Consider the following 18,587-nt stretch of genomic DNA (forward strand, 5'->3'; position numbering starts at 1 on the left):
CTGATTTGTTTATGGAGGGGCCATGAGACGACTGGTACCGGCGGTGCTGATCTGGATAATGCTCTGGATCGGTACTGCCCTGGCGGAAACACCAGGCCTGAGTATCGAACCGTTCCGGGAGGAAATTCATCCCGGGCGTGCGGTCGTCGTGTCCTTTACGGTTCCAGAAGACGGTACCTGCAGTATCGGACTGACGGATGAAGTAGATAAAGTATTCCTGAATGTGACAGAAAACAGAACTGTAACGGCGGGGTACAACGCCATGTACTGGAACGGAACCTGCAACGGGGTGCCGGTGCAGGCCGGAAACTGGCGGATGATCATCCGGATGAACGAAATGACAGCTGAAACACCTGTTACAGTTGGTAAAAAGGTTCCCTGCCTGATCTCCGTCAGCGTGGAAAACCCGGTGGCGGAGGAAGGAGATACGGTTCTGTTCAGCTTTTACTCCACGGAGGAGGGAACGCTGGTGCTTCAGGAAGGAAGCGAAGCGGAACCGCTGTACTGGGATAACGTGGCTGCCGGAGCCGGGGAAGCCGGTTTCCAGGCGGAGATGGCACCCGGGCTGCACGAACTCACGCTGACCCTGGTTGGAGAGGACGGGATGGCTTCCGAACCGGTGAACCTGACCCTGGAAGTACAGGCGAAGGCGGACGCGGAAGCGACACCGGCATCGGAACTCCTGCCGGACTACCTGCGGGAAAAGGCCGAAAACGGATTCACGCCGGCCCATACCAGTCCGTACCGGGGAGAAGACAAAACCCTGAACTACTGGACGCTTCCCATGGACATTACGGATGAGGAAGCGGTCTGGAAAGCGCTGACCGTGCCGATTACCGTGCTGGATAACGGCAGGAAGAACGCGGAAAAAACGCAGGTCATTATCCGGTCGGAACCCCTGGATACCAGCGACGGTGTGGGAATGGTCACCTGTATCAGCCAGGGAGTCCATGTGCTGGAAAGAGGAGAAGAATGGTCCCTGATCGAATGCTACTCCTCATCCTTCCATGACAGCGCCATCCTGAACTGGAATGTACTGGTTCAGGGATATGTTCCGACGGCTTACCTGAAGGAGGTTATCCCGAACCAGGAGATGGGACTTGTGGTGGACAAACTGACCCAGCGGCTCTATGTGTTCCGGGAAGGAAGGCTGTTCTCCACCCTGTCGGTCTCAACGGGACTGGCCAACGCGAAGCAGCCCTATAACGAAACCCGGTCTGGGGAGTTCCTGCTGGTCAGCAAGGTAGGGGAATTTTCCTCGGATAACATGAAATGCGCGCTGGCCCTGCGGTTCAATGACGGGGACCTGCTGCACGAAGTGCCTTATATCACCGGATCGGACGGGAGATACAAGGATTACAGCATCACTGAGCCGAAGCTTGGCACCAAGGCCAGCCACGGATGCATCCGGGTCCAGCGGCAGGAGTCGCCGGAAGGGGTAAACCAGAAGTGGCTGTGGAACAACTATAAGAAGAATACCCGGATCCTGATCTGGGAGGACTGGCAGGGAAGGCAGATTCCGGTACCGGAGGATGACATGGTCCTGTACAGCCTGAAAAAGAAAAGCGGGTATTACCATACGACGGATCAGTGCGGTACGGTGAAAGGCAAGAAAACGGAAACCCTGACCTACGGCCAGCTGGAGGAAGAAGCCTACCGGAAGCTGAAGCCCTGTCCGCTCTGCGCCGCGCCGGGCAGGCAGGATACGATCCAGTCGATCAATACGAAATACGCGGAGGGCGGCGACCATGATCCGGTGATGACCGAAGCACGGAAGAACTGCCCGAGGAAGCTGAAGGGAAAGTGACAGAGATGAATGTAGTTGACATTGTGATCCTGGGGATCCTGGGACTGAGCGTCCTGGTTGGACTGTACAGGGGGTTTATCTCCTCTGTGGCTTCCATGGGCGGATGCCTGCTGTCCCTGGGACTCAGTTTCTGGCTGAGTCCGAAACTGGCAGCAGCGATCCAGAGCAATCCGGATATCCTGAAGACACTGGCATCCTATACCGATGCCGCGACAAAGCTGGGAGACCAGGCCCTGGCAAGCAGCAACGTTACCACGCTGACGGAAACCGGCATTTCCGAGATCATTAACAAAGTCTCCCTGCCGGCACCGCTGAACACCCTGCTGCAGAACAACCTGACCAACCAGGTTTACGGCGCGGCCGCTGATGTGGGTACCTATGTTTCCCAGACGATTGTCGGAGCCATCCTGAATGTGATCTGCTTCATCGTGTGTTTCCTGGCTCTGCTGCTGGTGATCCACTTTGTGATCAATTTCCTGAAGGTTGTCTTTAAGTTCCCGGTGCTCAAGCAGCTGAATTCCATTGCCGGCGGTGCTTTCGGACTGATCCGCGGCGCGCTGCTGTGCTTCGTGGCGTTCGCCATGCTTCCGCTGATCCAGACCCTGCTGCCGGTGGAAAACATCAACCAGCTGGTGGAAGCCAGTACGCTGGCACCGCTGTTCAACAGCGGGAACCTGATCCTGGCGATTATGAATGGGAAGCTGTTCTGATTTTTCATGGAAAAATCAGAACAATGAAATATTTGCCTTCGGCAAATGTGAAATATTATGCGGCTTATGCCGCATAATGTGAAATATCGCTTCGCGATGTGAAATATTGGCCTTCGGCCAATGTGATATTTACTGGCGGCCTGTAAACGGGGGAGGAACAAGACTCTTCCTCTGATGACATTGATAGTATAAATGCAGAACGATGAAAAAACGCTTACGAATCATTCGTAAGCGTTTTTTCTTGACTGATACTTTTGTCTGATTGACAGCGTCAGGCGTCGATCAGACTTTTCTCGGTGGTGGGATCGAAGAGGTGCATGACCTTCGCGGGGAAGGTGATGTACAGCTTATTGCCGAAGGTCAGGCTTTCACGTTGTTCCTTGGTCAGATCCACGGTGGGGAGACGGACGATGATCTTGTCATTATTCTGGCTGGACAGGTGCAGGTGCAGCTCGCTGCCCATCATTTCATTGACATCGATGGTGCATTCGATAGCGCCTTCCTGATTATCAAACAGGACGGCGGTATGCTCCGGACGCACACCCAGGACGATTTCCTGGGAACCGACGCCCTTCTGCTCCAGGACCGCGTTCTGATCCTCGTTCAGCGGAAGTTTTACGCCGAGGATATCCACAACATAGCCGTTTGCTTCCTTGATCAGGTTGGCTTTCAGGAAGTTCATCTGGGGGCTGCCGATAAAGCCGGCCACGAACAGGTTCACGGGCGTATCGAACACTTCCTGGGGAGTGCCGACCTGCTCAATGAAACCATCCTTCATGATGACGATCCTGTCACCCAGGGTCATGGCTTCCGTCTGGTCATGGGTCACGTAGATGAAGGTAGTGTCCAGTTTCTGACGCAGGAGGATGATCTCGGCACGCATCTGGTTGCGCAGCTTGGCATCCAGGTTGGACAGGGGTTCGTCCATCAGGAATACCTTGGCGTTGCGAACCATGGCGCGGCCGATGGCCACACGCTGGCGCTGGCCGCCGGAGAGGGCGCGGGGCTTCCGGGTCAGGTACTCGGTGATGCCCAGTACCTGGGCGGCGTTGGTCACGCGCTCATAGATCTCATCTTCCGGCATTTTTTTCAGCCGCAGGCTGAAAGCGATATTGTCGTATACCGTCATATGCGGATACAGGGCGTAGTTCTGGAAAACCATGGCGATATTCCGGTCTTTTGGCTGAAGGTCATTGACCACTTCACCGTCGATTTCCAGTGTGCCTTCGGAGATGTCCTCCAGGCCGGCGATCATCCGCAGGGTTGTGGATTTGCCGCAGCCGGAAGGTCCGACGAAAACCACGAATTCTTTATCCGCGATTTCCAGGTTGAAGTCATGGACTGCCGTGACTTTATTGTCATAGATCTTTTTGACATCGATCAGTTTTACACTTGCCATACTATAACTGCTCCTTCCGAATTCTTGATGCTTGAAGCTTTCTGAACAATCCCGCAAGCTCAATCGTCGCGGCTCCACACTGTGGAGTCCGCTTGTTTCGCTTGACTTCGCATCCGATGAAATTTCTGCCACTGGCAGTCATCGAATGCTCACCCCTTAACAGCTCCTCCGGTGACACCTTCCACATAGTACTTCTGTAAGAACAGGAACAGAAGTGTTACGGGAATGGCCACCAGTACACCGCCTGCGCAGAACATGGTGTAGTTGTTGTTGATCTGGTCCGGCGTCAGCCAGTTATACAGACCGACCGCCACGTTCATACCGGCGGAAGCGCCGAAGGAAATGTAGCGGGCAAAGACATAGTCGCCCCAGGGGCCCATGAACGCTGTCAGGATCGTGTATATAACGATGGGTTTGGCCAGCGGCAGGATGATCTTTTTCAGCACCTGGAGACGGGTAGCACCGTCTACGCGGGCTGCTTCATCCAGGGATTTGGGGATGGTGTCAAAGAACCCCTTGGACACATAGTAGCCCATACCGGAGGAAGCAACGTAGACCAGGATCAGTCCGGGTACGGCGTTGGCCTGGGTCAGGCCCAGATCCTTCAGAACCCGGTAAAGGATAAGCATGGTCAGCATACCGGGGAAGAAGCCCAGGACAAGCATGAACCTCATCAGGGGCTTGCGCATCTTGAAACGGAAACGGCTCAGCGTGTAGCTCATACAGAGCACGATGACCGTCTGGAAGAGCGCGGTAAAGACGGAGATAATGAAGGTGTTTGTATACCAGCGGGTAAAGTCTGAGGAGAACAGCTTCCGGTAGTTGTCCAGGCCCCAGACATTCGGCTTAACGTAGCCTACCTGCCAGGTACTTTCCACCCGGAAGGACTGCAGCACGATGCAGAAAAACGGGATCAGCCAGATTGCACTGATGGTGATCAGCAGAATATAGATCAGCGTGTTGCCCATTTTTCTGGAGGCCCGCAGTCCCATGTGACGCTTCATACTTGTTTCACTCATCACTGGAAGTCCTCCTCATTCTTAATACTCGGCAGCACATTGTAGACAATCAGGGCGATGATCGATACCACCACGAAGACCAGGATACCGATTACGGAGGCCAGGTAGTACTTGGATTCCGCACCGGTGGAGATCTTGAACAGCCAGGTGATCAGCAGGTCCGTATAACCCACGGAACCTGCGGCTGAGGATGCTGCCGGGTTTGCCGGCGCGCCTCCTGTGAGCAGGAAAATTACGTTGAAGTTGTTGATATTGCCGATAAAACTTGTCAGCAGATACGGCCCTGTGATGAACAGCATATAGGGCAGGGTGATCCGGGTGTACTGCTGCCAGGGATTTGCACCGTCAATCCTGGCGGATTCGTAAAGGTCCGCCGGAATATTCATCAGGATACCGGTGGCCATCAGCATCAGATACGGAATACCGATCCAGATGTTGATGATGATGACGGTGATCCGGGCCCAGGTTGCGTCTTCCCAGAAGGGAAGGGCCTTATTAATCCAGCCCAGGCTCAGCAGGGCGCCGTTCACGATACCGTCCTTGGCGAACATTTTGGACACATACAGCAGGGAAATGAACTGCGGAATAGCGATGGTCATAACCAGGATGGTCCGCCAGATCTTTTTGCCCTTGATACCCTTTTTGTTGATGGCCATTGCCACGAACATGCCGAGGAAGTAGTTGGTGAAGGTGGCGAAGAAAGCCCACATCAGCGTCCAGGACAGGATTTCACCGAAGGTGGCAGCATAGCTCTGGGTCCCGTTGGCGCTTTTCCAGGAAAGCAGGGTGTTGAAGTTATCAAGTCCCACCCAGTGGAAAAGGTTGCTGATGTATCCGTCATGGGCACCGTCATAGTTGGTAAAGGCAACCAGGATCATAAAGATAAGCGGCAAAACGGTGAAGACGATGATGCCTGTCATGGGCAGTGCCAGCAGCGTCTTGTGGAAGGATTCATCCACCATGGAGCGCAGGTCTTCTTTTGAGCTCTTCAGCTTTTTGCCTGAAGCAAGGATCTTCTCCGCCATCTTGTTCTGGCGGATATTGACGCGCCAGGTATAAATGAAGGCGATAATGAAGAAGATGGTCAGCACGCTGTAGAGCAGGATCTGGAAGGAGTTATCGTTGTACTTGGTGACATAAGCATCAAAGATCTCGTTATACTCCTCGGTGGGTCCAACCTTGCCCAGGGAGGGCATCATGGACAGCCAGTATGCTCCGGACAGGATCATGTATCCGATAAAAACAACTTCAAACAGCAGGAACAGCAGACCCCGCAGGATCTGCCCCCTGGCCAGGCAGCCAAAGCCCATGACCAGGTAACTGAGTTTGGTTTTCCAGTCGCCGTTGACAAAGGTCATCACAATGTCCTTTATCTCCCGGCCGATGGCGGTGACGCCCTTCTTCAGCAATTCCCCGAGCCGCCGAAAGACATTCAGGACCGCCACGGGAATCCCGGCGAAGAAGCGCCCTGCCTTGTACCCGAGTTTCCGTCCTTTGGACAGCTTCAGGTATTCCAGGTCACTGAGCTGTGCCATATCCGTGATCCACTCCTCTCCTGATGGGAAATCCGAAATCGGCCGGAGCCGAAATGTTCTTCAGCTCCGGCCGAAAGGGTTCGAGTCAGATTATGCTGGTTCTGCTATCAGTTCTTGACGATGGTGATGGCTTCGCCGTCCCAGGTCACGGTGTAGTTGCCGGGCTCGAGGAAGACGATGTTGTTGTCGCCGACGTCATCGCCCAGATCCTGAATCAGTTCCTTGCCTTCGGTGACCTGGAGGAAGCCCTTGTCATTGCCCCAGTCAGCGGGCTTGACGATACGGCCGCCCATGTAGTCGCTCTGCGGCACATCCAGGGTCACGCTGCCGTCCTTCAGGTAGTAGGTGTCAGCATCATCAGCGTTGTTCCAGCCGTTCCAGGCACCCACGAACAGCAGGGCGTTGGCATCCAGGGACAGGGATTCGCTGATCTTGTTCTGATAATTGACCAGAACCTGCTTCAGGCCTTCTTCATCCGTGGCGTCCTTCGCTTCGTCAGCGATGACGTTGCCGATGTTCCACCAGGCACCGCTGATAGCGCGCTGAATGGCACCGTAAGCCTTCTGCTCATACACGGCGGCCAGGATCGGGTCGTTCTTCACAGACTCATCAGCCTGGGCTTCCAGGTTGGCGGGGCCCCAGCCGTTGGATTCATGACGCTCCAGGGAGCATTCCTTGCCGGTCAGGTACTGGGCCAGCTTGTTCAGGGCGGCGTTCTTCACCGGGTCTTCCTGCGGCTTGATGCCCATGAGCTTGAAGCCGAAGAAGCTGCCGACGTGATATTTAGCATCGTCCACTTTATAGGAGGGCAGATCCGCAACGCCCAGGTTGTCGCCCAGGATCTTCTTCGCGGTATCGGAACCCCAGGTACCGGAAACTACGATGGCGGAATTGCTTTCGAAGGAGGAAACTTCAGAGCTGTTGTTCCAGACATCGGAATCCAGCAGCTTCTTCATGCCCTTCAGGGCGATCAGGCCCTTGTCGCTGTTGAAGGTATCCACAACGTCGGTGGCATTGCCTTCGGAGTCCATGATCCAGGTGGAGGTGCAGCCGGTTCCGAAGAAGAAGCCGGCGGAGTACCAAACGTTCCGCAGGTCGAAGGAGAAGTACTTGCCGGCCTTCTCGCAGTCTTCGATCAGCTTTTCAAGGGAGTCAACATCCTCGTCCGGAATGACGCTCTTGTCATAGTACATGAAGTAGCCGTTGTCCGCGGTCAGCGGGTAGGCGTACATGGTGCCGTCCACGGTGACAGACTCAACGGAGTCAGCGTCGTAATTCGCGGTGACGAATTCGGCAGCCTTGGTTCCCAGCTTGGCCAGAGCCTTGGCAGTCAGCAGGCGGGACAGCTGGTCCTGCGCGAAGCAGTAGATGTCAGCGCCGGCTTCAACGTCCTGAACCATGTTGCTGGCGGCGTCGCCTTCACCCATCTTTTCGATGGTGTACTTGAACTTGATGCCGTCGGGGTTGGTTTCGTTGTAACGGTCGAGCTGTTTGGTGGTCAGGTCGACGATAGCATCGGCCACCCAGACCTTGATTTCGTATTCGCCGGCCAGGCCTTCAGCGGATGCGAAGGAAACCATGGAAAGTGCCATGACGGCCGCCAGTACGATAGCGAGGAATTTTTTCATGGAGAGATCATCCTTTCATAAAAATATCATTATTCTTTTTCGTCGGACGACAAATTGTTCCAAAGAGCCATGTGACTTTTGGTTCAATTTATTCCGTTTCGACTGTGTGCTTATCATAAAGCACAGTTACCGTTTTGTCAACAGGAAATTTTCTGAAACCCCTTATTTTACGTAATTGGTATCGTTTCCGAAGATTTGAGCCCCGGAGCCCTTTTACTGCAAAGAATTGAGCATCGCGTCATCAATTTTTCCCCAGGCTCCGTTTCCGGTTCCCTGGCATCTGACATAGATTCCGACGGTCACTTCGCTTCCGGCAGGATGATCAAATGCCGGAACGGTACCCGTGTTCCAGCTGTTCCAGCCGGTGATCGGGATCTGTTCAGAACGGGCGACCTCTGTACCGTCGACCTTTACATACGCATAGATATCGGTGGCTCCGCAGTCACCGCCCATAACGGATATGGAGAACTTAAACCTTCCTTCGGGCAGGTCACTGACGGTCTGCTCGGCAGTGAATTCCACGCTGTCCTGCGCGGCGCTCCAGAAGTGCAGGTGTTTGCTGCCGGTCAGGGAATCCGTTTTCTTATCTTCCACATACAGTTCGCTGGCGCTCTTCAGGTCGGTGACGATCCAGGCATCGCCGCCGTCTTCAAAGCTGTAATCCTCCAGGTAGTTATACTCGATCATGGAAACAAAGCATTTCGCTTCCATGCCGCCGGCATCCCCCGTGACCACATACTGCGCGGGGCCGCCTTCATGCATCTTCCTATCCTCTTCTTCTGACAGGTTCCAGGTGACCGGAACGGCCTGCCGGCTGTCATCTGTCATGACGGCATTGACCGTTTCCGGGAGGCTGAGGGGCATGTTCAGGTCGCAGAGGACGGAGGGTTCCTCCAGGGCGTCCGGAACCGGGGTAATCTCATTACCGGTCCGCATGAGCCGGAAAACCTTCAGTGATTCAAGAGCGTGCCCCGCAGCATCAAAGAAGGCATGGTTGTCAACGGCACTTCCGCCATAATACTTGCCCGCGTCTTTGGGATCGTATACGGCGGCATAGCTGGAGGCCCAGCCGGAACCGTACTTTTCCCAAAGTGCATGATTCTCTTCCCAGCTGCTTGTGCCGACAGTGATCCAGGCGCCTTCCCAATAGCAGACGCCTATGCCGGCGGGAGTGCGGTTGACAATAGTGTCTGTGATATTCCGGATGCAATTTGCCTGCCCCTGGACGGAGAAGGGATAATCCTTCACAATGCCGCCGGTGTCGCCGATGGTATTGGCGGAGAAGTCAGTGTCCTCCGCGGTGAAGGCGTAGGACGTTTCCATCACCATGACTTTCTTGTTGTATGTTTCAGCGATCTCCGTCAGGATCGCGGAAAGGTTGTCCAGGGTTCCGTGCCAGTAAGGATAATAGGAAGTGGCAAAAACGTCATATTGAATCAGACCGTACTGCTCATAGTAGGCCATTTTGGAAGCGTAGGTACGGTAGCTGTCGGGATTTTCGGGGTTGGCAAAATGAAGGGCGATCAGGGCATCAGGATAGATTTCCCGGACGGCCCGTGAACCGGCGTCCATCAGGTGGGCGATATCCCGCCAGATCTTTTCTCCGCACAGGGCACCGTTGGTTTCATTACCCAGCTGCACCATGCCCACGTCCACGCCCGCATCCTTCAGCTGCTTCATGCAGTCCAGCGTGTATTCGTACAGTTTGATTTCTTTTTCGTCGATATCCAGGCCTTTCCAGGCGCGGGGAACCATCTGCTTGCCGGGATCCGCCCAGAAATCAGAATAATGGAAGTCCACCAGCAGCTTCATGCCGCAGGCGGTGGCCCGCCTGCCGATCTCCACCGCGTTGCGGATGTCACAGTTGCCGCCGCCGAAACCGCGGCCTTCGGCATCCCATGGATCATTCCAGACCCGGACACGGATATAGTTGATACCGTTATCCGCCAGCAACCGGAAAAGATCGGTTTCTTTTCCTTCATAATCATAGTATTTCACGCCGCTGGCTTCCTCCGCCAGGACGCTGGAAATATCCATGCCGAAGATGAAATCCTCCGGCAGGTTTTCCACTTTTTTCACATAGAGGGTGTCGGAAACGGCTTCCGCCCCGGCACACAGGCAGTGCAGGAGCAGGAAAAGGACCAGGGTCAGGATCAGCAAAGTCCGTCCGTTCATTGGATTTCCTCCTCTGTATTCAGATTCATCAGCAATTCGGCGCCTAGCTGTGCCAGGCCGTCTGTCAGATGGGGGGATCCGGCACCGATATACAGCCGGTAGGTTTCCTCCGGCGCATAGAGGATCCAGGTGCCGGCAACGGAAACTCCTGTTTCCGGATCATATACCGGGAGGCCTTCCTCCCCGGGGGCAAACCAGTCAGCATACTGTTCCCTGTCGCTGTCCGGGACGATATAGAGATCAGCAGTTTTGAGGGCTTCCGATCCGAACATGGCATACATGAAAGGATGAACCTGCACCATACGGATGGGTTCACCCAGTCCTTTTTCCAGGCGGGCGGCCAGCTGCGCCTCATTGCGCACCTCTCCGTCTACATAGAGCGCCAGCTTATGGACCGGATCCGTATCCGTAATCTGGTAGAAAACAAAGGAGCTGAAGAAGAACGCGGCCAGGGCCCAGATCCCCAGCAGGGGCAGGAGCTTTTTCAACTGCCAGGAGCGGGCAGGACGGCGGGAAGCGCTGCTTTCGGCTGTATCAGCGGGAGCTTCTTCCAGGGTTTCCACCCCGGCAATGTAGCTGTGAACGACGGACAGGTTCACCAGGCTTCCGTCGGCGGGCATACGGGAAACCCAGCGTTCATCCAGGTTCAGCCGCTTCGGTTCCCCTTCACCGGTGTCCAGCAGGACCTTCCGGATCCGAATACTCTTCGGGATCGATATGGATTCCCGGGTCAGGGTCATGCGGCCGGTGTACGTTTCCTTTTCTCCCTGGAGAAGCATATCCAGATGTCCCGCCTGAGTCCTGGCTTCCTGAATGCCCGGAACATGGAGCGAAATACAGATCCATCCCAGGACACAGGTTACGGCGATAAGGATCCAGTGGAGAGTCTGCGCGTTCCCGGTATGTATCATCAGGCACAGCACAACGAACACGATAACGGCACATAAGGCCAGAATCCGGAAAACGGCGGTCAGCCTTTTTTCACGTTTTTGCCACAAGGACAGTTCTTCTGCGGTAGAAAACCATTCCATATAAGCGGTACATCCTTTTTTCCTTTGTTTAACCGCAATATAGCATCTTTTGCTTTCCTTGACAACCTGCCGCCTTTTGGTTCATGATACAGGTGAAAACTGCGGAAAGAAGGGAATAACTGTGAAACGATTCGTCATCCTGATGCTGGTGCTGACACTGTTGACCGGTGCTTCCGCCGCGGAGGAAAAGAGTCTGGATATGGAAAATAACAATCGGATTTTTTATGAGATCTTTGTCGGATCTTTCTCGGATTCCAACGGGGATGGTATCGGCGATATCCGGGGCGTGATCAACCGGCTGGATTACCTGAACGACGGGGATCCGGAATCCGGAAACAGCCTGGGTATTGAGGGCATCTGGCTGACGCCGGTCTTTGCCTCTCCTTCCTATCACAAATATGACGTGACGAACTACTACCAGATCGACCCGGCGTTCGGGGCGATTGAGGACCTGAAGGAACTGATCACCCTGTGCCACGAGCGGAACGTGAAGCTGATTCTGGATCTTCCGTTGAACCATACAGGTGAGAACAACGAATGGTTTATCAATTTCAAAAAGGCGCACCAGGCAGGAGATCCCGAGGATCCGTTCTATGATTTCTATACCTGGATCCCATCGGACGAAACAACGCCTGCCGGCAGGCGCTTCCGGAAAATGAGCAATCCGGACCTGAAAGTGGAAGCGAATTTCTCCGACCAGATGCCGGAACTGAACTTTGACAATGAACAGGTACGGCAGGCTGTTCTGGATGTGGCGGCTTACTGGCTGGACATCGGTGTGGACGGTTTCCGGTTTGACGCCGCGAAATATCCCTATTTCGGGGAGCATGACAAGAACGCGGAGTTCTGGACCTGGTATATGGGTGAACTGAAAAAGATCCGGCCTGAGATCTATGCCGTGGCGGAGGTCTGGGACGGGGATGCCATTACGGACCGGTACCTGAAGGCTTTCAACTGCTTCCGCTTTGCCACCGCGACGGTGGACGGCCTGATCGCGGAGACCGCCCTGGGCGGGAACGTGAACAAGTTTGTCCAGTCCACCCAGGCTTACCTGGACAACATTCATTCCATCAATCCGGAAGCGATGAACATTCCTTTTGTGGCCAATCACGATACAGACCGGGCGGCGGGCTTCCTGACCGTGGCCAGCGGCTGTATGCAGATGGCGGCGAACCTGTATATCCTGATGCCCGGATCTCCCTTCATCTATTATGGAGAGGAAATCGGCCTGCGCGGTTCCCGGGGCGGATCCAACACGGATGCCAACCGGCGCCTGGCCATGCCTTGGGGAGACGGGGATACCGTACAGGATCCGGTGGGCAGCAATTATGACAAATCCAAGTTCTCCACGGTGGAAGACCGGATCAAAACCGGCACGTCTATCCTGTGGCATTACCGGAAGCTGATCGCGATCCGGAAGGCATTCCCGGAGATCGCCCGGGGTGACTATACCGCGCTGGAGTTCAAGGACACCAAGCTCGGCGGGTTCCTCTGCACGCTGGACGGCAGCACAGTCGGCGTTTTCCACAACACAACGGAGAAGACGCTGAAGGTGGACCTTGCCAAGGCAACGGACTATCCTTTCGCGGAGATCGCCGCGTTCCTGTCGGTGGATCCCTTCGAAGGCTATGCCGAACTGGACGGAACCGTGCTGACGCTTGGAGCGCAGACGAGCGCGGTTATAAAGTAATGAACAATGAACAATTAACAATGAACAATTAAATGTTTTTTCTGAATACCGTGACGCGGTATTCAGAAAAGTAAACGGAGGAAAGAACAATGCCCTGTACAACAGTGCTGGTGGGACGGAAAGCCAGCAATGACGGTTCAACCATGATCGCCCGGACGGACGACGGACATTTTGATGTGAAGAAGCTGATCGTGGTCAACCCCAAGGATCAGCCGAAGAAATACACCAGCAAGATCTCCCATGTGGAGATCGACCTGCCGGACAATCCGCTGCGCTATACTTCCTGCCCCAGTGTGGATCCGAAGGAAGGCGTCTGGGCAGCCACCGGCATCAATGAAGCCAACGTAGGCATGACGGCTACGGAAACCATCACCTCCAATCCGCGGGTGCTGGCGGCGGATCCGCTGGTGGTTTACAAGAAGGCAAAGACACGGAAGGAAAAAGACGTGCCCGGCGGCATCGGGGAAGAGGATATCGTGGTGCTGGTGCTGCCCTATATCCGCACAGCGCGGGAAGGCGTGCTGCGGCTGGCAAAGCTGCTGGAGGAATACGGCACCTATGAGTCTAACGGGATTGCCTTCAATGATGATCATGAGGTCTGGTGGCTGGAGACCATCGGCGGACATCACTGGATGGCCCGGAAGATCCCGGAGGACTCTGTGGTGATCAATCCAAACCAGTTCGGGATGGACGGCTTTGACCTGAAAGATGCCTTCGGAAAACAGGAAGCAAACCTGTGTTCCGCGGACCTGAAGGAGTTTATCCGGGATAACCATCTGGACCTGAACCAGGACGGTGTGTTCAATCCCCGGTATATATTCGGAAGCCGGCGGGATATGGACCATATCTACAACACGCCGCGGGCCTGGTTCATGGGCAGGTACCTGACCCCGGAAAGTCATCGCTGGGATGGGCCGGACGCGGAGTTTACCCCGGAAAGCGACAACATTCCCTGGAGCCTGAAGCCGGACCGGAAGGTGGCGGCGGAAGACGTGAAGTATATGCTGTCCGGTCACTACCAGGGTACCCCGTACGATCCCTATATCAGCCGGGATACCGGAAAGCGGGGGATGTACCGGTCCATCGGTATCAACCGAACCGGTGTCACATCCATCTGTCAGATCCGGCCGGACGTCCCGGATCCCATCAAAGGCATCGAGTGGATCATCTTTGGCTCCACCACCTTCAGCGCGGCGCTGCCTGTCTACACCAACGTCAGCCGCATGCCTGATTACCTGAGCAAGGTGACGCTGGACACCTCCACGGAGAACTATTACTGGAGCAGCCGCCTGATCGGCGCGCTGGCTGATCCCTGCTACGCGTCCGCAGTTCAGAACATCGAACGGTATGAGCTGGCGGTGATGACCAAGGGCCGGAAGCTGATCCGGGAATACGACCAGATGATGATGTCAACCGGGAACTACTCCATGACAGAGGAAGCCAACGAAAAGCTCAGCGCCATGGCAAAGGAGGAGACGGTCTCCACCCTGAACAAAGTGCTGCTGACAGCCAGCGAGAAAATGAAGAACGGATACAACCTGGCTGATAACTGAATAATGTGCTGAAAGGTCGCCTGTTCAGACGGACAGGCGGCCTTTTTACGTACCGGCAGGGAAGGTGAAACTTGTATTGTAAGTATGTATCCAGTAGACAGAATACAAAAGACAGTATCCGGTAGACACAAAAAGGACGAAGAGGAAGACTCCCAAACAGGCTATCTTTTTACAACTGTATACAAAAACACCGGCAGAGAACCTGCCGGTGGGGAAGAAAACGCGGGAATTCTTATGCTGTAATGTATGACAGGGTCAGTTCAAAGGTGTTGCGCAATCCGTCAATATGGGTGCGTTCATAGCCGTGGCTGTTGGCAGTGCCGGGACCGATGGCGGCGTGGCGGATATCATAACCGGCGAGCACGGAACCGTCTCCGTCAGAACCGTAGTGGGGTGTGAACACGTCCATGACGTAATCCAGACCGGCCTTTTTCGCAGTTTCCCGAAGTTCCGCGGTCATTTCGCTGTGATAGGGGAAACGGCTGTCCTTGGCAAAGATGGAAACCTTATGCTCTTCTGAATTCTGGTCCGGTCCCGTAGGGGCGATGTCTAGCGCCAGGATATCCTTTACACCGTCCGGAAGCCAGGTGGTGCCGTGACCGAGCTCTTCATAGCAGGCGAAGTAGGCGATGACTTTCCGGTTGAGCTTCAGGCCGTTATCACGGATGGCTTTCATGACGTTCAGCAGTACCGCAGCGCAGGCCTTGTCATCAATGAACCGGCTTTTGATGTATCCGCCGGACCGGGTGAAGCGGGGTTCAAGGCCAATATAATCCCCGGTCTCAATGCCGAGGGCACGTGTGTCCTCCGCGGACCTGACCGGCCGGTCCAGCACCACGCAGACATTGGTCCGAAAATCGCCCATGTTCTTGCGGAGTTCCTCTTCTGTTACGTGAATAGAGTTGGGCGTACGGCAGACGGTGCCGGTGAAGACTTCCCCGCTGCCGGCGTAAACCCGAACGTTTTCCGTGACACAGTAGAAGGGATACAGCCCGCCGACGGGGCAGACATTCAGGGTGCCGTCCGGATTGATCCGGCGGACCATGAGGCCGATATCGTCCAGGTGGGCGGTGATCACCAGCGGATCACCTTCGCCGCCGAGATCCGTCAGGACACCGCCTTTATGAGTAAAGGAAGGCTCAAAGCCCAGGAAACGGATCAGATCAGCGGTTTTCTCCTGGATGGCGCGGAACTGACCTGTGGTGGAATCCACGGAAAGCAGCGTCTGGAAAGTATCAAGGGTGTAGGATTCATCAAAATAACTCATGCGGATATCCTCTTTTCATCATTCGGGAGGGGAACATCCCTGCCTGTTTTCATTGTACATAATAAGGTATTGTTACGTCAAAACAAATTGAAAAATCAGGATAATTTTTTTTCGGATACAACATACAGAAAAAACTGTAAAAACATGCTACTACATCTATGGAAAAACCGCCCAAATGTATAGCCAGCAACGTTTGCAATTCAAAAAAGGATATGTTATTATGCTGTAACACAACTTCATACACAAAAAAACCAGTATTTATTTTGTATTACATCGGGAATGATCCCGATTAATAAAATTTTAAAGGAGGCTCCCCCATGAAGAAACTCTTTGCTCTGCTGTTGGCTGCATGCATGCTCATGAGCGTGACTGCCGTCTTCGCAGAAGAAGCTGCTTCCGCGGATATCCCGCTGGTTGTGGCTACGAGCACACTGTCCCAGAAATTCAGCCCCTATTTCGCTGATACTGCCTATGACCAGGATGTGGTCTCCATGACCCAGATCAGCATGATGACCACCGACCGTGTGGGCGGTATCATCTACAATGGTATTGAAGGCGAAACCATTCCCTACAACGGAACTGATTACACCTACTACGGCACCGGCGACCTGACCGTCAACTATGACGAGGCCACCGACATCACCACCTACGGCTACAAAATGCGTAACGACCTGAAGTTCTCCGATGGAGAGCCCGTAACGATTGACGACGTCATCTTCACCTACTATGTGTACCTGGATCCCGCTTACAACGGCTCCACCACACTGAGCAGCTATGACATCGTTGGTCTGCAGGCCTACCGGACCCAGATTCCGGAAGCGAACCTGGAATCCGTTACCAAGATCGCTAACGACATCAAGGCAGCCGGCTTCGGTTATGAACTGAAGGAAGGCGATTCCTTCACGCAGGAAGAATATGATGCCTATTACAATGCCGCCACTGAACTGTGGAAGAACGACACCCAGGGCATCGTTGACTACGTGATGGCGAAGTACGCCGCTGATTACGCTGAAGCCCAGATCGGCTACACTGTCGATGAAGTGAACGCTGACGAAGGCCTGAAGGTCGCTCTCGGTATGGTTATGTGGGGATTCGGCAAGGTCGAAGAAGCTGACGGCAAGAAAGTCTTCACGACTTCTGACGGCAAGGCCTTCAACCTGACCGATGGCGAGCGTCCCGTGATCGACGACTATTTCAACGCCACCTACGCTGCCTATGAAGGCAATATCGATAATTACCTGGGCACCGAATCCGCTGTCGGCGCCACCACCGATGAAATCTTTGCCAGCACGATGACCATGGTCGCTAAAGATCAGGGTGTTGACATGGATGCAGGCGTGCCGAACATTGCCGGTATCAAGCGTGTGGACGACTACACGGTTGAAGTGCAGGTGAAGGGTTTCAGCGCTCCCGCTGTTTACAGCATCCTGGGCCTGAACATCACTCCTATGCATTACTACGGCGATCCCGCCCAGTATGACTATGAGAACAACAAGTTCGGTCATCCCTTCGGCGATCTGAGCATCGCGCAGAGCAAGACCGACGCTCCCATGGGCGCCGGCCCCTACAAGTTTGTCAAGTATGACAACCGTGTTGTCTACTACGAAGCGAACGAGTACTACTACAAGGGAGCTCCGAAGACCAAGACCATGCAGTTCAAGGAAACCAACGCCGCTGAAGTTGCTTCCGCTGTGCAGACCGGCACCGCCGACGGCGGCGAAATGACCGGCAGCAAGACGAACTTCGAACTGCTGAAGAGCTTCAACAGCAACAACGAAGTGACCGGCGACGTGGTGACCACCTACAGCGTGGCCAACCTGGGCTACGGCTACATCGGTATCAACGCTGACACCGTGAACGTGGCGGGCGAACCCGGCAGCGAAGCCTCCAAGAACCTGCGCAAGGGTCTGGCGACTATCCTGGCTGTGTACCGTGACACCGCGTTTGACAGCTACTACGGCGATGCCGCGGCTGTGATCAACTACCCGATCTCCTCCACGAGCTGGGCTGCCCCGCAGGCCACCGACGAAGGATACCGCGTAGCTTACTCCGTGGATGCGGAAGGCAATGATATCTACACTGCTGAAATGTCCGCTGAAGATAAGTATGAAGCCGCCAAGAAGGCCGCTATCGGCTTCTTCAAGGCTGCCGGCTACACCTTCGATGAAGCAGCCGGTAAGTTCACCGAGGCTCCCGAAGGCGCCAGCCTGAGCTACGAAGTGATCATCCCCGGCGATGGTACCGGTGATCACCCGTCCTTCGCAGTTCTGACCGATGCCCGCGAAGCCCTTGGCTCCTTCGGCATCGAACTGAAGATCAATGACCCGGCCGATTCCAACGTGCTGTGGGATGCCCTGGATGCCGGCACCCAGAACCTGTGGTGCGCAGCGTGGGGTTCCACCATCGATCCTGATATGTATCAGGTCTATCACAGCTCCAACATCGTTGGTAAGGGCGGCAGCGACAGCAACCACTATCACATCCAGAGCGAAAAGCTGGATGAGATGATTCTGAACGCGCGCCAGAGCTCTGACCAGGCTTACCGCAAGGAAGTCTACAAAGACGCTCTGAACGAGATCATGGACTGGGCGGTCGAAATTCCTGCTTATCAGCGTCAGAACATCGTTATCGCCAGCTCTCAGCGCGTGAACATCGACACTGTCACGCCTGACGTCACCACCTACTGGGGATGGCTGAGCGAGATCGAAACGCTGGAAATGAACGCGACCAAGTAAGTTCTGGTAATCAACCAAGGAACTGAAATATCATCCCT

The 18,587-nt window shown here is 54.7% G+C and carries 12 protein-coding genes; 5 read left to right on the top strand and 7 right to left on the bottom strand.

Annotated elements, in window-relative coordinates; all coding sequences use genetic code 11:
• Nucleotides 1–22 precede the first annotated feature (22 nt).
• Both JYE50_RS13830 and JYE50_RS13835 read left to right on the top strand, forming a co-directional pair.
• The gene (locus tag JYE50_RS13830) at nucleotides 23–1,807 is read left to right on the top strand and encodes a L,D-transpeptidase (protein WP_084096178.1); all 1,785 of its coding nucleotides are present in this window, start codon (nucleotides 23–25) and stop codon (nucleotides 1,805–1,807) included.
• A gap of 5 nt (nucleotides 1,808–1,812) precedes the next feature.
• Nucleotides 1,813–2,517 (top strand): CvpA family protein, encoded by a 705-nt coding sequence (locus tag JYE50_RS13835; protein ID WP_143763637.1) that lies wholly within the window; start codon nucleotides 1,813–1,815, stop codon nucleotides 2,515–2,517.
• Nucleotides 2,518–2,788: 271 nt separating this feature from the next.
• Here the strand turns inward: JYE50_RS13835 and JYE50_RS13840 are convergent, their stop codons facing one another.
• The 6 genes from JYE50_RS13840 to JYE50_RS13865 all read right to left on the bottom strand — a co-directional run bounded on the left by JYE50_RS13840 (nucleotide 2,789) and on the right by JYE50_RS13865 (nucleotide 11,304).
• Nucleotides 2,789–3,916, bottom strand: a complete 1,128-nt coding sequence (locus JYE50_RS13840) for an ABC transporter ATP-binding protein (protein WP_084096180.1) — start codon at nucleotides 3,914–3,916, stop codon at nucleotides 2,789–2,791.
• A 149-nt stretch (nucleotides 3,917–4,065) separates the two neighbouring features.
• Nucleotides 4,066–4,935: a sugar ABC transporter permease gene (locus JYE50_RS13845; protein ID WP_283399225.1), complete on the bottom strand. Its 870-nt coding sequence runs from the start codon at nucleotides 4,933–4,935 to the stop codon at nucleotides 4,066–4,068.
• Entirely contained in the window at nucleotides 4,935–6,470 is a 1,536-nt protein-coding gene (locus JYE50_RS13850) for a carbohydrate ABC transporter permease (protein ID WP_084096181.1), read from the bottom strand. The genes JYE50_RS13845 and JYE50_RS13850 overlap by 1 nt, the downstream gene beginning before the upstream one ends.
• Nucleotides 6,471–6,577: 107 nt before the next feature.
• A complete protein-coding gene (locus JYE50_RS13855) occupies nucleotides 6,578–8,098 on the bottom strand; it encodes an extracellular solute-binding protein (protein WP_084096182.1) in 1,521 nt (506 codons plus the stop codon).
• 213 nt (nucleotides 8,099–8,311) lie between these two features.
• Nucleotides 8,312–10,273 (bottom strand): glycosyl hydrolase 53 family protein, encoded by a 1,962-nt coding sequence (locus JYE50_RS13860; RefSeq protein WP_084096183.1) that lies wholly within the window; start codon nucleotides 10,271–10,273, stop codon nucleotides 8,312–8,314.
• Nucleotides 10,270–11,304: a hypothetical protein gene (locus tag JYE50_RS13865; RefSeq protein ID WP_084096184.1), complete on the bottom strand. Its 1,035-nt coding sequence runs from the start codon at nucleotides 11,302–11,304 to the stop codon at nucleotides 10,270–10,272. The genes JYE50_RS13860 and JYE50_RS13865 overlap by 4 nt, the downstream gene beginning before the upstream one ends.
• Before the next feature lie 121 nt (nucleotides 11,305–11,425).
• Here JYE50_RS13865 and JYE50_RS13870 point away from each other — a divergent pair, with 121 nt between their 5' ends.
• Both JYE50_RS13870 and JYE50_RS13875 read left to right on the top strand, forming a co-directional pair.
• Nucleotides 11,426–12,994: an alpha-amylase family glycosyl hydrolase gene (locus tag JYE50_RS13870; protein WP_084096185.1), complete on the top strand. Its 1,569-nt coding sequence runs from the start codon at nucleotides 11,426–11,428 to the stop codon at nucleotides 12,992–12,994.
• Between the two features lie 89 nt (nucleotides 12,995–13,083).
• Nucleotides 13,084–14,547, top strand: coding sequence for a C69 family dipeptidase (locus JYE50_RS13875; RefSeq protein ID WP_084096186.1), 1,464 nt, complete (start codon nucleotides 13,084–13,086; stop codon nucleotides 14,545–14,547).
• 232 nt (nucleotides 14,548–14,779) lie between these two features.
• Here the strand turns inward: JYE50_RS13875 and JYE50_RS13880 are convergent, their stop codons facing one another.
• Nucleotides 14,780–15,814 (bottom strand): M42 family metallopeptidase, encoded by a 1,035-nt coding sequence (locus tag JYE50_RS13880; RefSeq protein ID WP_084096187.1) that lies wholly within the window; start codon nucleotides 15,812–15,814, stop codon nucleotides 14,780–14,782.
• A gap of 317 nt (nucleotides 15,815–16,131) precedes the next feature.
• Here JYE50_RS13880 and JYE50_RS13885 point away from each other — a divergent pair, with 317 nt between their 5' ends.
• The gene (locus tag JYE50_RS13885) at nucleotides 16,132–18,549 is read left to right on the top strand and encodes an ABC transporter substrate-binding protein (RefSeq protein ID WP_179138358.1); all 2,418 of its coding nucleotides are present in this window, start codon (nucleotides 16,132–16,134) and stop codon (nucleotides 18,547–18,549) included.
• Nucleotides 18,550–18,587 lie beyond the last annotated feature (38 nt).

This window comes from Aristaeella lactis (genome assembly GCF_018118585.1).
GTDB lineage: Bacteria > Bacillota > Clostridia > Christensenellales > Aristaeellaceae > Aristaeella > Aristaeella lactis.

What these genes read in the sequence shown, in the direction of transcription:
- JYE50_RS13835 (WP_143763637.1), top strand. Translation starts at nt 1,813, where the DNA reads ATGAATGTAGTTGACATTGTGATCCTGGGGATCCTGGGACTGAGCGTC.
- JYE50_RS13830 (WP_084096178.1), top strand. Translation starts at nt 23, where the DNA reads ATGAGACGACTGGTACCGGCGGTGCTGATCTGGATAATGCTCTGGATC.
- JYE50_RS13845 (WP_283399225.1), bottom strand. Translation starts at nt 4,935, where the DNA reads ATGAGTGAAACAAGTATGAAGCGTCACATGGGACTGCGGGCCTCCAGA.
- JYE50_RS13850 (WP_084096181.1), bottom strand. Translation starts at nt 6,470, where the DNA reads ATGGCACAGCTCAGTGACCTGGAATACCTGAAGCTGTCCAAAGGACGG.
- JYE50_RS13840 (WP_084096180.1), bottom strand. Translation starts at nt 3,916, where the DNA reads ATGGCAAGTGTAAAACTGATCGATGTCAAAAAGATCTATGACAATAAA.
- JYE50_RS13855 (WP_084096182.1), bottom strand. Translation starts at nt 8,098, where the DNA reads ATGAAAAAATTCCTCGCTATCGTACTGGCGGCCGTCATGGCACTTTCC.
- JYE50_RS13875 (WP_084096186.1), top strand. Translation starts at nt 13,084, where the DNA reads ATGCCCTGTACAACAGTGCTGGTGGGACGGAAAGCCAGCAATGACGGT.
- JYE50_RS13860 (WP_084096183.1), bottom strand. Translation starts at nt 10,273, where the DNA reads ATGAACGGACGGACTTTGCTGATCCTGACCCTGGTCCTTTTCCTGCTC.
- JYE50_RS13880 (WP_084096187.1), bottom strand. Translation starts at nt 15,814, where the DNA reads ATGAGTTATTTTGATGAATCCTACACCCTTGATACTTTCCAGACGCTG.
- JYE50_RS13885 (WP_179138358.1), top strand. Translation starts at nt 16,132, where the DNA reads ATGAAGAAACTCTTTGCTCTGCTGTTGGCTGCATGCATGCTCATGAGC.
- JYE50_RS13865 (WP_084096184.1), bottom strand. Translation starts at nt 11,304, where the DNA reads ATGGAATGGTTTTCTACCGCAGAAGAACTGTCCTTGTGGCAAAAACGT.